The organism is Synechococcus sp. R6-5, assembly GCF_047461775.1.
Taxonomy (GTDB): Bacteria; Cyanobacteriota; Cyanobacteriia; order Thermostichales; family Thermostichaceae; genus Thermostichus.
In genome coordinates this window covers 1-13,203 of the sequence record NZ_JANSHV010000029.1, presented here as the reverse complement: position 1 = coordinate 13,203, position 13,203 = coordinate 1, and the positions used below count along the sequence as shown (strand labels likewise).

Sequence of the window (13,203 nt, the reverse complement as noted above, 5' to 3'; positions counted from 1 at the left end):
GCGGGCCGGAGGCCTTAGCAGGAAGCAAGCGGTTGTTTGTTTCACCTTGACGGTGAGATAAGTGACTATGCGTTGCGAAACGGTTCAGCAACATCTCCCCAAGCCCAGACAGTCCTATCCAGCAAGGCTTCTGGGCTTCTTAAGTGTCCACAAAGGCTCGGCAAAATCTACCCCCAACTCCTCTCCTGTAAGGCGGCCTTCCCTCACCTCCGGCTTCTCTCCCCCTGGGAGAGGGGAGTTAGGGATCGACGCAGCAAGCCGTTTCATTGCTGTTTGAAATAATGAAAGTATTCTGCTTGGGAGCAAACCTTAGGCAGCAAGGGATCCTCCGCTGTTTTCACCCTTTCCACGGAGAGGATCCTGACCTATCTCAGGAGCTTCCACCAGGCGATTTCCCAACTCACGCTTGCCCCTCTCCCTGACGGCGGATTAAGAAGCGGATTTCCTGAAGGAGAACCTCAAAGCGTTGATCCGATTCAGCCTGCCGCTGCCTCAATTCTCTCAGCTCCTGCCGCAATTCCCGCACTTCCTGCCGCAATTCCAGGACAACCTCAGCGAGACGCCCTGAAAGGGTCTGCAAGGCAAGCTGAGCATCGGTAACCTGGGCAACTGTATTGGCCACCCTGGTCACAGCTTCGGCCAACTGGACAAACCGCGTCTCAATTTCCTCATTGGTCATGGCCGGGTGTGTCTTGCTTGGCTAATGATTAGCTGATTCTACCCTGCACGGTATGGAGTGTCACTCTCTGAGAATGGGCCGCAATTTTGAGGAAAAACCGGCTGGCCAACGGGGGTTATCAACCCAGGGATCCCCCATTCGCGCAAGTCAGCTTGCCAGGGCTATGAGCGTGGTGTAAATCCCTTGGAGGGACGCAGTGGCCTGGCTCCAGAGGGTGTGGGTCAACGACCACCTATCCAGACCCATGGCCCCGCACAACAGCAGCAGATACAGGTTGGCAAACGTGAAGAGCGAGGCCGCCCGATCTCGGTCGCAGGGATCCTGCAGCAACTGCACCGCCTTCCAAACCAAGAGGGATCCCAGCAGCGCCGCCGCGCTCAGATAAAAGGATCCCAGCATTCCCAATGGGTAAACCAGCAACAGGCTGACCGGAACCATCAGCAGCGCGTAGAGCAAAATCTGCGCGGCAGTGATCCTTTCGCCCGCGACCACCGGCAGCATCGGCACCCCCGCGCGAGCGTAGTCTTCCCGCTTCAGAATGGCCAAAGCCCAGAAGTGGGGTGGAGTCCACAAAAAGACGATGGCGAACATCACCCACGCGGCCCAGCTGAGCTCGCCTGTGGTTGCTGCCCAGCCCACCAAAGGCGGGATGGCTCCTGCCGCTCCACCGATGACGATGTTCTGCGTGCTGGAGCGCTTCAGCCAGTGGGTGTAGACCCCCACATACACCAGGATCCCCGACATGGCCAAACCGGCAGCCAGCAGGTTGGTGAAAATAGCCAACAACCCAAAGGCAGCCAAAGCCAGGATCCCCGAAAAAATCAGAGCATCCCGCGCTCGGATTCGACCGGAAGGCAAGGGGCGATGACGGGTTCGCTCCATCATCCGATCGATATCGGCGTCATACACCATGTTGATGACATTGGCTGCCGCCGCCGCCATTCCTCCCCCCAAAAGGGTGACGAAAAACCTAAACGGGTCGGTGTTGCCTGCCATCCACATGGCCCCAGCCGTCGTCATCAGCAAGAGGGCGATGATCTTGGGCTTCACCAACTGGCTGTAGCTGCGCAAAACCTGGACAAGCGCCTGGCGCTCGCACCCCAGAGCACATGGGCTCTGCTCAGAGGGGATCCCCCCCATCGGGTTCTGGTAGGAAGCCTGACGGTCGACTAAAACGCTATCTTGCATGAAATTCACTCACCGGTCATTTCTGCGGTCATGGCCATCCACTGGCTTTCTTCCCCCTGGGTTCGCATTCGCCAGGCCAGCACCGTAAAAGCCAGCAGACAGGCCAGCAAAGCTGCCCCCATCATCTGATGGGCCACCGTTAGGGGTTCTACCTGCAGCCGGTAATGATAGGTCAAAACACCGATCCCCACCTGGGCCAACAGCAGGCCAACAGACCCATGGCCCAAGAACTTGAGAAGGCGGGGGATCCGCTTGCGCCGTAGCCCGGTGGCCACCGCTACTGCCAACACCCCAAGGGTGGCCGGAGCAACTCCCAGCAGGTGGCTGTTCATCACCCAGCACAGCTCGCCGGCAGCAAAGCATTGATGCAAAGCCCATTGGGAGGCCACCAAGGCGCCCAGAAGGCTCTGGACATACACCAGCAGCACCGCCCCCAAGCCCAGCCAAGGCAAGTAGCCGACGGAAAATGGCCCTTCACCCAGTCGCAGCGGCAGGATGGAGTCCTTAGAACCGGCTCTTGTCCAGATCAGTAATCCCAGGGTGAGCAAAGTGGCAAAAAACAGCAGGCCCGTGCCCAAGTGGGCCGTCACAATATCAAAGCGCAGCAGCTCCGTGACCGTCAGCCCGCCCAGGATCCCTTGCGTCAAGACCAGAACAAAAGCCCAGCTCAAACCCCAGGGCAGCCAAGTGGGCAATGCCTGACGCTTCAGCCAAGCAAACCCCATCAGAACCAGCGTAGCCAAGCCTACCCCAGAAGCCACCATGCGGTGAAACCATTCCAGAAAGACTTGTAGGTTCATCTGCTGGCTGGGCACAATTGCCCCGTAGCAAAGGGGCCAATCTGGACAGGACAGCCCAGCATTCATGACGCGGGTGGCACTGCCTAACCCCATCAGCAGCCAAGTGGCCAATGCTAACCCCAGTAGGGCTTGTCCCATACGCAGGGAAAGCTTGTCTGAGAGCACAGGATTCCGCTGGGAAGAAGGTTGGGATTGATGAAAGATCGAAGAATCCATTGCAGTTGAAGGCATAGCAAAGACTGGGCTGACGGCTCGAGCATCTGCACTGAAAAAGAGGCTGGGCTGAAAAAGCCTAGCCGGCTTGGTATCGGGCCATCTGGAAACAAAGACGCAGGTTACTCGCTGACTATTCCTCGAAGCCAATCCTAAATGCGGTTTTGTGGCTGGCGAAGGCTTTTTAAGAATTTCTTTCTCGGCGCACAGGTGTTCCGAATCCTAGGCACCTCTGGGAAGTCAAGCCAGCAGACCAATCCTTTTCCCCCTGGGAGAGGGGTCGCGGCAGCGGCGCGAAGCGTTTGGGCGGCAGCGGGAGTGTCTCAATCTCGTTTGGAATGACTACAATGCCTGAGCGCCAGAGGAAACCGATCAGCCAACTCCTCAACGACCAAAGAGGTTAGCTGCCAAAGTCCTTCCCACTGGCTCTGGTCGTGAAGATGAGGTAGCCGGGGGGTCATCAGCCCCAATAGGCTCAGGGGATAAGGGATCCTTATCATCGCCGCTGCAAGGGGCTATGGTGTTCAACCCAAGAAGATTGAAAAAAGGCTATCCCTGGGCAGAAGCTGGCCCGGAAATCGGTCTGCCAGGCCTGTAGCCACTAGCGAATGTACTGGGCCAAAGCCCGCGAAGAATAGCCCACCCGCAATTTGCGCAGGGCATCTCGCTCGATCTGACGAATCCGTTCCCGCGTTAGGTTGAAGTGATCCCCCACCTCCCGCAGGGTTCTCGCCTGTTGCCCGTCTAACCCATAGCGCAACTCCAGCACTTGCCTCTCAATCGGCTTCAGGGTTTGCATGGCAGAACGCACATCCTGCTGCATCGATTGCACGAGGATCCCTTGAAAGGGCTGCTCTTGCCGCTCATCTTGCAGCAAATCTCCAAGGCGGCTTTCTCCTTCCTGGCCGACCGGCACATCCAGCGACAGGGGCAAAGCAGCAGCCTGTTGGATCATGCGCAGTTTCTTGACTTTAATGCCCAAGGCTTCTGCCAGCTCCGCTTCGGTGGGCCGCCTCCCCTGCAGCTTCATCAGCTCGCGGTTGGTGCGCTTGAGCAGGCGTACTTTGTCGACCATGTGTACCGGCAGGCGAATCGTCCGCGCTTGGTTGGCAATGCAGCGGGTAATGCCTTGGCGAATCCACCAATGGGCGTAGGTGCTGAAGCGAAACCCCCGTTCGGCATTGAATTTTTCGGTGGCCCGAATTAACCCGATATTGCCCTCTTGGATCAGATCCAAAAAGGGCACCCCCCGATTGAGGTATTTTTTGGCAACACTGACCACCAGGCGCAGGTTGGCGTTGACCAGCTTGCGCTGAGCCTGCTCCCCTTGTCGGATGCGGGAGCGAAGGGTGGATACGGAAATCTGCAGGGCCTCGGCCAGAGCCTCATCGCTGGGATCCTCCCCCCGCCGTTGCCGCCATTCCTGCCGGGCTTGGTCGATGAGGAGCTTTTGCTGAATTTTGCGCGACAACTCGATTTCCTCAGCGTGATCGATGCGGGGCACGCGACCGATGGTATTCAGGTAGTGATCGACAGCGTCCTCGTTCAACCGGGATCCGCCGGCCCCTGGCTCTGAGTCAACTTCTGCGAGGTCGTCTTGAGGGGCAGACTCGGGGTCGAACCAGAGATCGTCGAACTCCTGAGGCGAAGAGACAGAGTGTTCAGGATGAGGACGAGAAAAAACCACGGCCAGGTGAGGAGAGAACTTCATCTCCCAGTCTAAAAAGGTTTCTGCTGCTGCTGCGAGCGAAAATCGATCATGCCCCTCTTTTTTGTCCGGAGATTTTTCCGCTTGGATGCGGGAGCAGCAGGGATCCCATCCGTCAAGTCCTTGTAGGCAAGGGGTTGCCCGGCAAAAAGCGGTAAGCGATTTTCGATCTAGACCTTGAGATAAGATTGTTCCTGAGCCAGTCAGCTCAACGGCTGCCGGGTGGGATCCCAGGAAAAGGGAACCTTGCCAGCTCAGGCTACCATGTGAGGATCCCTCAACTTCCTCAGTCTGGAAAAGAATATTTACGGCTTTCTGCTCCTATGGAGTCTAACGACCGGCACCATCCATCGGCCAACTTGATTGGGGAACGGGTGCGCTGGGTACGGGAGAAGCTGCAACTCACCCAAGATCAACTGGCGGGTCGCTTGGCCAAGTACGGTGTGCAGTTGGACTACGTCAAAATTGGCCAGGTGGAAAAGGGAAAACGGCGCGTCATCGACAAGGAACTGGTGGCCTTTGCCAAGGCGTTGGGGGTATCGGTCACTTGGCTGCTGAGCGGAGATGAATCCCACCTGTAGCGGCCTGCGGGAAAGTACATCCGATACAGGGATCCCGAACAAAAGGACGTGAAGATACTTAAATACCTTGTACTCTCGGACGTGATCTCAGTCATTTTCCGTGTAAACACGGTAGGCTGGACTCATGAATAGATTGGCTTGAGGCCAAACCCCAGCTTTTCCTCAACCATCCGAGGGGGTAGGAGAGGCGGAGAGATACAGCGCCGCGCCGGAAGTACGGGTTTTTCCAACAAGGATCGGGATCACAGGCTTCTTCACCTAAACTTGATATTGTTGACTTGGCGTTAAGCTGCCGCCGTCTATCTGGCCGTCTATCTGTTTGTGTAAGGTTTGCCGATGCTCTCTTTCTTCTTCAATTCCAGCAAGGCCAACAACCGACAAACCGGAGGCCACCGTGTGCCTGCTGCGAGCAAAACCACAGGCACGCAACGGATCCCTAACTAGCAACCGCCTTTCTGCCCCCCATGAGGTGCTCAAGCAGGAAAGGCAGAGGAAGCGGGAGCAAGAGTTTACCGAAATGGAGCAAAACATCAATCGCATTCGCTACTTCTACCAAAAAGCAGACATGCCCCTGGAGATGCGGCAAATTCTGACCTACCGTAAGCTGATGGAGCTGGACTACTTTACCTCGCAGGCGGCAAAAGAGCTGCTCAAGCAATGGCAGCAGCAGGAAGAGCAAGAACGCCGTCGGGCTTGAGAAAAGGGCAATCGAACCTTGGCAAGTAGGCTTGTTGAGCCAAGAGTTCCCGGTCTACGGGTAAAGGCCGCGATCCTGTAGGGCTTGCGCCACTCGGCCTACCCCCAGGGTGTAGGCAGCCAGTCGCAGCGACACTTGCCGCCGTTCAGCCTCTTGCACCACCCGTTCAAAGGCACGTACCATCAGACCTTCCATTTCTTGATAAACTCGCTCCTCATCCCAGAAGATGTAAGAGAGTCCCTGCACCCACTCCAGATAGCTCACCACTACCCCACCGGCATTGGTCAGAATATCCGGCAATACCTGGATCCCTCGCGATTCCAAAATCCGGTCGGCGGCGAGAGTGGTTGGCCCGTTGGCAGCTTCTGCCACGATCCGGGCTTGAATTTGGTGGGCATTGGCTTCGGTAATTTGGTTCTCTAGAGCAGCAGGGATCAACACGTCCGCTTTTTGCACCAGCAGGTCGGCGTTGCTGATGGGCTCAGCCTGTGGAAAGCCCGCCATGCGGCCTCCCTGTTCCTTCATGTGGGCTTTGAGGGCGGGGATATCCAGTCCTTTGGGGTTATAAAGGCCCCCAGAACTGCCGGAAACCGCCACAATTTTGGCTCCTGCCTGATGCAGCAAGCTGGCCGCTGCCCCGCCCACATTGCCAAAGCCTTGGATCAACACCGTTGCCCCTGCCAGGGATCCACCATGTCGGGCCAAGGCTTCCCGTACCGTGATCATCACCCCCCGTCCGGTGGCCAGTTCTCGCCCTCGGGATCCCCCAATCGAGAGAGGTTTGCCCGTCACCACTCCCGGCACCGCATGCCCAACATTCATGGAATGGGTATCCATCACCCAGGCCATCTCGCGGGCGGAAGTTCCCATGTCTGGAGCGGGGATATCCTCTGCAGGGCCGATATCCTTGATCAGCTCGCTGGTGTAACGGCGGGTGATGCGCTCCAGCTCCGAGACCGAATAACGCTTGGGATCGAGGGGGATCCCCCCTTTGGCCCCACCGTAGGGAATGCCCATAAGGGCGCATTTCCAGGTCATGAGCATCGCCAAGGCCGAGACCTCTTCAAGGGTGACCGCTGGGTGGTAGCGGATCCCCCCTTTGTAGGGGCCGAGAACGTTGCAATGCTGCACCCGATGGCCCGCCAGCACTTGGATTTGTCCGTTATCCAGCCGCACGGGGATCGCCACCGTCACCACTTTACGGGGGGTGCTGAGGATCGCCACCCAGCCGGGATCCAGTTTCAGCTCGCCAGCTGCCCAATCTAGGTAGCTGCAGGCCTGGGCAAGGGGACAGATATGGGCGGGAGAGGGAGGGGCAGAAGAGGCCAGCGCAGGACTTGCAGCCATGGCGAAGAGAAGCAAGGGCTGTTTCCACACTATACCGCCGGGAACCGGAGAGGAACGTTCCGTAGCAAGCGTTACAAATAATTGAGAATCTGGATCAAGACGAAACAGAGGCCGGCACTGGCCAGGGGCACGGTCAGGTTATCCAACCCCCACCAAGAGAACACCTCCAGCCCCATGGTTATCCCCCCCACCAAGAGGCTGATGGCCAGCAAAGGGGGGGAGAAGCCAAAGTACCCCAGCAGCAGAGCCGCAATCACCAAGCTGCTCACCGCCCACATGGTCAGGGATCCCTCCCAGCTTTTTTGAATGGATCCCAGTTGGTAGGGGTGTTTGCCCCAAGTTTTGCCCACCAAGCCCGCCAGGGCGTCGGCCCACGTCATCACCAATATGCCGATCACCGCGAAGACCTGTCGCTGGGGACGCCAAAACCAAAACAGCAGCAGGCCAATGCTGACGGCGTAGAAACAGGTGCCAAAGCTGCGGCGACCGACTCCATTCAAGCTGGGCAAGATGGCCACTCGGTAGGAGAGCAGCGCCAAGCCGGCAAACACCAGAGAGAATCCCACCCCTAGCCAGCGAGGCACTTGCAAAGCCCAAGCCAACAAAATGATATTGCCCACACCAATGTGAATGGCCTTGCGCACCCATTCCCCGTCCACCTGCCGGGAGCGCAGCCATTCCGCAAAAGCAAATACGGCGGCCAGCCAGAGAGCATAGCAAGCAAGCTGCTGGGCCAGGCCCATGAAACGGCCTCAGAGGGTTTTCAAGTAGCTGAGCAGATCCGCCATCTCCTGAGGATCCGGCTGGAACTGGGGCATGGGAGGCGTTTTGCCACCGGTCACCTGCTGAATAATAAACCGATCCGAGCGGCGGCTGCTCACCCCCCGCAGACTGGGCCCCACTCGCCCATCCGCTTCTTCTCCGTGGCAGGCTGCACAGTTGAGGGCAAACAAGGATGCACCATGGCTAACCTGCCCCTGTAAGCTGAGGACGGCTTCCGTGTAGGGATCCAGACGAGCCTCAGCACTTAGCCAAGCCCAGGTCAATATCGCCAGCCCTAGGCCGAGGAGGGCAAGACCCAGCCGAGTTTTCTGAGCCCAGACACTTGTAAAGAATCGCTGCAAGGATTTGAGGAAGGGTTGTAAACGCTGTTGGGATGAAGGCTGAAGTCGCTTTTGCTCAAAGCCGACGCAACTGCCAGTTGATGACTGGCTGCTGCGGGATTGAGTGGTCTCTGAGAGGGAGGGAGACACAGACAACGCTGAGAGAAACCGTTTCAATCTTTTACATTTCAACCAACACGATAACTCAGGAGCCTTTCCCTGCCAATAATCTGTAAAGGTATTTACTTTTTCTTAATGGTTGGCTGGGCCACGTGAGACTTTGATCCCTCTGAGGGGGAACGGTTGGGAAAGAGCCGCCCCATCACCTCCGCTTGAGCCCAGGGATCCCGGTTGAGGCTGTGGATGGCATTGGCCCATGGAAAGTGCGCCTGCAGGCGGCGGTAGAGAGATAAATTACCATAAATGACGACCGCTGCCACCCGCTCCCGATGCTGTTGCAGCCAATCCAGCACATAGTTGGGCAAGGGATTCCCAAGGAAACCTTGGAAAATCAACCCTGGGGCGTTGTCTAGGGCAGCTTCCAGCCAAGGCAGGGGGGTAAGGGCATCGCTGAGCACAGGAAGCATGCCCAGGGCAGCCGGAACATGCAGGGCGGGAGATTGCAACTGCACATCGGCAGCACCCAAGGGGGGATCCTGCCAGATCCAGTTCAACCATCCGGGCTCTGCGGGCGGGCTGAGGGGCCGGCCTCCTTCCACGCCACCACGGGCCATAGCCGCTTGACAGGGGGCAATATCCTTCTCGGCCAAGAGGGATCCCAGCTGTGCGGCTCTGTGCAGAGCAGAGGTCAGGTGGGAGCGCCTGTTGAACAACTTTCCCAGCGCCGTTCGCGTCCGCGGAACGGAGTCCTTGTCCTTGGAGATGGGATCCCCCAACAGCAAAGGCTTCAGTTGCTCGGCTGGAGAGCCACGGTTGAGGGCTGGATCTGTGGGATCCTTGGCTCCCATCCATCCGCCAAGGGCGCTGAAGTCGGTTTCTGCCAGGGCCGGCCACACCTGTTGGAGGAGAGCTGAGGCGGCGGGTAGGAGTCGCTGTTTGGCCCGCAGCACCCGCGTCACCGACTGGGCAAGCTGGGCTGCGCTGAGGGATCCCTGTTGCACCGCTTCCAAAACGGCTGCCAAGGATGCCGTTGGATCGGGGGGGGTCAGAATCAGATCGGCACCGGCCTGGAAAGCCCGCACGGCCAATGAGTTGGGCCCGTTAGCATTGGCCAGCTCTGCCAAGCAGCCTTGATCGAGGCTGTCCACAACAATAAGCCCGCCAAACCCCCATTCCTGGCGCAACAGTTGGGTCAGCCGCCCCGGCAGCAGGGTGACAGGCCAGCGCTCATCCCACTCCGGCAGCACCACGTGGGAAACCAAGATTGCCCCCACCTGCTCCACCAAACCTCGAAAGGGCAGCCAAGGTCCCTCTTGGAGCTGGGCTAGGGTCAGGGTTAATCGGGGGCACCAGGGGGTGTCTGTTGTCTTTGGGGATGGCTTCAGTCCGGCCTGAACCGGATCCCTCCAGCCTTTGCCCGGAAAAGAGCTGGCTGTGGTTAGGATCCCGCCTGTGCTGCCCGGGGTGGCTTGCTCACATCCGCGCACGAAAGCTCGCGCCAGTTGCAAAGCAGATAGGGGATCCTCCGCCAGCGCCCCTTCCCCCAGCGGCTCTGCCACCGGGCTGAGCAACCAATTGATGCCGATGGCCGCCGCCTCCCGCGCCGTGATCCGCCCCCACTGCTCGGCCCAGCGTTCTGCCTCTGATCCCAGACGGCTCAACCCCAGGGGATGGGGAAAAGAGGTAGCCCCCTGTAGGGCCAGCCCACGACCGGCCTCTGCTGCCACCAAAAGGGGCAGAGCAGCCCATGCCTGCACCTCTTCCACCCGCAACAGGGCTTCTGCTACGTGTCCTTCGGTGATCCAGATGCCCCCGATCCCCACCTCCTGGATAAGCCGTTTGAGGATCTCTCGGGGAGGAGACTGGGATCCCAGACGGGCCGAGACCGGCACCACCAACAGTTGCGCCACCTGCCGGGCTAGGGACAAGGGTCGGTCAAGTTCCTCAAGCGGAGATCCGGAAACACTCATAGGCACAGCCGAAAGTTCGTCAGCAAGGGGAACTGCTCCCTTTGCAGAAACGCAGATCATGATAGCCACTCCTGCCGGTTGCGGCTCGCAGCGGGCTGTTGAGGGCTAACGAGAAAGCCGACAACGGTCACAGGTGCCACAGGGCAGGCCGGGCTGCTCCCCAGGGTAGCCAAAATAGGGCAAGATCGCCTGCCACCGACAGCCGCGGGCGTGGATGAGGGCTTCCATCCCTTGCCAGGGATCCTCTCGTCTTAAAGGCTGCCAACGGCGGTGCAACACCTGAAAGCGAAAGGGATCCGGCCAGTGCAGGCAGCCCATCTCCTGCAGCAGACCCAAGGCCACCCGTGCCTCTCCGGGCGGCAGGTCGGCGTAGGATCCCTGCTGAGGCAAGGTTTGCAGCAGGTGGCGTGCTCGGGCCTGAAGGCGCTCCTGCTGGGAATAGAAATAGGCTTGGCGCCGGCGATCGCTGGGATCCAGCATGCCCGTCGGCTCCGAGACCAGCATCAGGGCCCGACAAGGGCCACCATCCCGACCGCCTCGCCCCACCTCTTGCAAATAATCCATCAAGGTGGGCGGGGGATGAAAGTGCAGCACCCAACGCACATCCGGCTTGTTGATCCCCATGCCGAAGGCGTTGGTGCAGACCAGAAAGCGCAGTTCCCCCTGCAGCCAGGATCGTTCTAGCCGGCGGCGGGATCGCGCTTCCAGCCCCCCGTGATAGGTGGCGGTTTTTAGGTTCTGTCGGCCCAGCCACTCGGCCAGCTCTTCCCCATCCCGTCGGGTGCGCACATAGACCAGACCCGACCCGGGATTCTCGCCCAGGAATCGCAGCAGACGACGACGGCGATCCGCCGGGCTCCAGGCTATCGCCACATTGAGGGAGAGGTTGGCCCGCAGGGGATCGGCGCGAATGTGCTCCGGATCCCGCAGCCCCAGGATTTGGCTGAGGCGGCTGCAGGTTTGGGGGTCAGCCGTGGCGGTAAAAGCGGCGATGGGAAAAGAGGGCTTCACCGGGGCCAGAGCCGGGCGCAGCAATCCCAGACGGCGGTAGTCGGGCCGGAAGGATCCCCCCCAATGCACCAACGTGTGGGCCTCATCCACGATCAGGCCGTTGATTTGCACCTGAGGCTGTTGCAGCCGTTGCCAAACGGGGGGGCTGAATAGGGTCTCCGGCCCCAGATAGAGCAGGCGCAGTCGGTTTTCCTCAAGGGCCTTCAACACCCGCTTGCGCAGGGCTGGATCCAGTTCGCTGTGGAGACAGGCTGCCGGCAGCTTGCGTTTCCAGAGATCCTGAACTTGGTCTTCCATCAGGGCGATCAGGGGCGAGACCACCAGCGTCACCCCTGTTTGCAGCAGGGCTACTAGCTGAAAGCACAGGGATTTGCCAAACCCCGTCGGCAACACCACCAGCGCGTCGCGCTTGTCCAGCAGAGCGCGGATCACCTGATCCTGCGGTGGGCGCAGCGTCTCGTAACCCCAGTGTTGCTTGAGGGCGCGCTGAATCTGCTGCCAATCTTGCAAACGGCAACCCCCTTTTCAACAATTTCCTTCAGCAATCTACAGCGATTTCGGGAGAAGCTGTCTTATAGGCTATTTCAAATCCCGCTGAACCTGCTAGCTCCCCTCTCCCAAGGGGTGAGGGCGCAGAGGATCGGCCCCACCGGCTTGCCTGTAGGGGATCCCTGTCACACCTATCCCCGTGTCCAGGGGGCTGGGATCAGGATCCCCGGCAGAGAAGGGATTCTCACCTGCTGCATGGGTGAAGGTGTCGATGGCGGCGGGCTTGTGCGATCCTAGAGCTGGGACTTCCCGCCTGCTTCGATACTTTTCCCATGACTGCCAAAGTGCTCCGCACCGCTGACGCGAACGACTCCTCGCGCCTGCTCCAGCCCAGAACGGCCTCTGTTCACCGTCGCACTGGAGAAACGGATGTCCAAATTCATCTGAACCTGGATGGCAGCGGGCGCCATGAGATCGATACTGGGATCCCCTTTTTGGATCACATGCTGGCCCAGCTCAGCACCCACGGGTTGATCGATTTGCAGATCAAGGCCATAGGGGATCTGCACATCGACGATCACCACACCAACGAAGATGTGGGCATCACGCTGGGACAGGCTCTGGCGCAGGCTTTGCAGGATCGGCGGGGCATTCATCGCTTCGGCCATTTTTGGGCGCCTTTGGATGAAGCCCTGGTGCAGGTGGTGCTGGATTTTTCGGGTCGCCCTCACCTCAGCTATGGCCTGGAGCTGCCCACGGAGCGCATTGGCCGCTACGAAACCCAGTTGGTGCGGGAGTTTTATCAGGCGGTGGTCAACCACGCCCAGCTTACCTTGCACATTCGCCAGGCTGCCGGTCTCAACGCCCACCACATTGTCGAGGCCAGTTTTAAGGCGTTTGCCCGTGCCCTGCGCATGGCTGTAGAACGGGATCCCCGCCGACAAGAAGGGATCCCTAGTTCGAAGGGAGTACTCTAGGCATGAACTGGCCACGGAGACTGTTGGCCTTGGCTCTGGGATTGGGGACAGTTTTCTTCGGTCTGGGCCAGATGGGGGGTGCAGAGCGCTTGGGGGTGTTTCTGCCGCCTTTGTTTGATTGAGTTCTCCTTGCCCGTGGAGGATCTGGCCCAGTTTGCTCACAATGGCACGGTGAGCCGGCAGTTGGATTTTTATCTGCGGCGGCTTACGCCAGAGCAGCAGGCAGCTTTGGCAGATTTGCTCACACGCGATTTTGATCCCAGCACCTCTGCGCACTACTTTGATTCGAGACGTAAACTACCCGACCCTGACTACTTCGC

The 13,203-nt window shown here is 59.2% G+C and carries 13 protein-coding genes; 4 read left to right on the top strand and 9 right to left on the bottom strand.

The features are described 5' to 3' along the window. Positions 1–400 precede the first annotated feature (400 nt). The 4 genes from NW818_RS01765 to NW818_RS01750 all read right to left on the bottom strand — a co-directional run bounded on the left by NW818_RS01765 (position 401) and on the right by NW818_RS01750 (position 4,591). A complete protein-coding gene (locus tag NW818_RS01765; RefSeq protein ID WP_414343242.1) occupies positions 401–679 on the bottom strand; it encodes a hypothetical protein in 279 nt (92 codons plus the stop codon). Positions 680–826: 147 nt separating this feature from the next. Beyond that, the gene (locus NW818_RS01760) at positions 827–1,819 is read right to left on the bottom strand and encodes a heme o synthase (protein WP_414423673.1); all 993 of its coding nucleotides are present in this window, start codon (positions 1,817–1,819) and stop codon (positions 827–829) included. A gap of 53 nt (positions 1,820–1,872) precedes the next feature. Continuing rightward, positions 1,873–2,832 carry a COX15/CtaA family protein gene (locus tag NW818_RS01755; RefSeq protein ID WP_414423671.1) on the bottom strand — a complete coding sequence of 320 codons (960 nt, stop codon included), beginning with the start codon at positions 2,830–2,832 and terminating at the stop codon, positions 1,873–1,875. Positions 2,833–3,481: 649 nt separating this feature from the next. Then, positions 3,482–4,591 carry an RpoD/SigA family RNA polymerase sigma factor gene (locus NW818_RS01750; protein WP_414407108.1) on the bottom strand — a complete coding sequence of 370 codons (1,110 nt, stop codon included), beginning with the start codon at positions 4,589–4,591 and terminating at the stop codon, positions 3,482–3,484. Positions 4,592–4,911: 320 nt separating this feature from the next. Here NW818_RS01750 and NW818_RS01745 point away from each other — a divergent pair, with 320 nt between their 5' ends. Together NW818_RS01745 and NW818_RS01740 are read left to right on the top strand one after the other, a co-directional pair. After that, on the top strand, positions 4,912–5,169 hold the full coding sequence (locus tag NW818_RS01745) for a helix-turn-helix domain-containing protein (protein WP_041436246.1): 258 nt from the start codon (positions 4,912–4,914) through the stop codon (positions 5,167–5,169). A gap of 394 nt (positions 5,170–5,563) precedes the next feature. Next, positions 5,564–5,866, top strand: a complete 303-nt coding sequence (locus NW818_RS01740; RefSeq protein WP_414423670.1) for a hypothetical protein — start codon at positions 5,564–5,566, stop codon at positions 5,864–5,866. Positions 5,867–5,920: 54 nt separating this feature from the next. On the opposite strand, the gene NW818_RS01735 is transcribed toward NW818_RS01740, so the two are convergent. The 5 genes from NW818_RS01735 to NW818_RS01715 form a co-directional block, all read right to left on the bottom strand. Beyond that, positions 5,921–7,213: a Glu/Leu/Phe/Val family dehydrogenase gene (locus NW818_RS01735; RefSeq protein WP_414423669.1), complete on the bottom strand. Its 1,293-nt coding sequence runs from the start codon at positions 7,211–7,213 to the stop codon at positions 5,921–5,923. Between the two features lie 71 nt (positions 7,214–7,284). Further along, positions 7,285–7,956, bottom strand: coding sequence for a diacylglycerol/polyprenol kinase family protein (locus tag NW818_RS01730; RefSeq protein WP_414423668.1), 672 nt, complete (start codon positions 7,954–7,956; stop codon positions 7,285–7,287). Positions 7,957–7,965: 9 nt separating this feature from the next. Further along, positions 7,966–8,259, bottom strand: coding sequence for a c-type cytochrome (locus tag NW818_RS01725; protein WP_369791762.1), 294 nt, complete (start codon positions 8,257–8,259; stop codon positions 7,966–7,968). A 299-nt stretch (positions 8,260–8,558) separates the two neighbouring features. Then, positions 8,559–10,406, bottom strand: a complete 1,848-nt coding sequence (locus tag NW818_RS01720; RefSeq protein ID WP_414423667.1) for a glycoside hydrolase family 3 N-terminal domain-containing protein — start codon at positions 10,404–10,406, stop codon at positions 8,559–8,561. 105 nt (positions 10,407–10,511) lie between these two features. Further along, entirely contained in the window at positions 10,512–11,927 is a 1,416-nt protein-coding gene (locus tag NW818_RS01715; protein WP_414423666.1) for a RecQ family ATP-dependent DNA helicase, read from the bottom strand. A gap of 311 nt (positions 11,928–12,238) precedes the next feature. Between NW818_RS01715 and hisB the strand changes: the two genes are divergently transcribed. Continuing rightward, positions 12,239–12,883 (top strand): imidazoleglycerol-phosphate dehydratase HisB, encoded by a 645-nt coding sequence (gene hisB, locus NW818_RS01710; RefSeq protein WP_414416231.1) that lies wholly within the window; start codon positions 12,239–12,241, stop codon positions 12,881–12,883. A 135-nt stretch (positions 12,884–13,018) separates the two neighbouring features. Next, positions 13,019–13,203: alpha/beta hydrolase (locus NW818_RS01705; RefSeq protein ID WP_414423672.1), on the top strand; the 185-nt coding region annotated here is incomplete at its 3' end.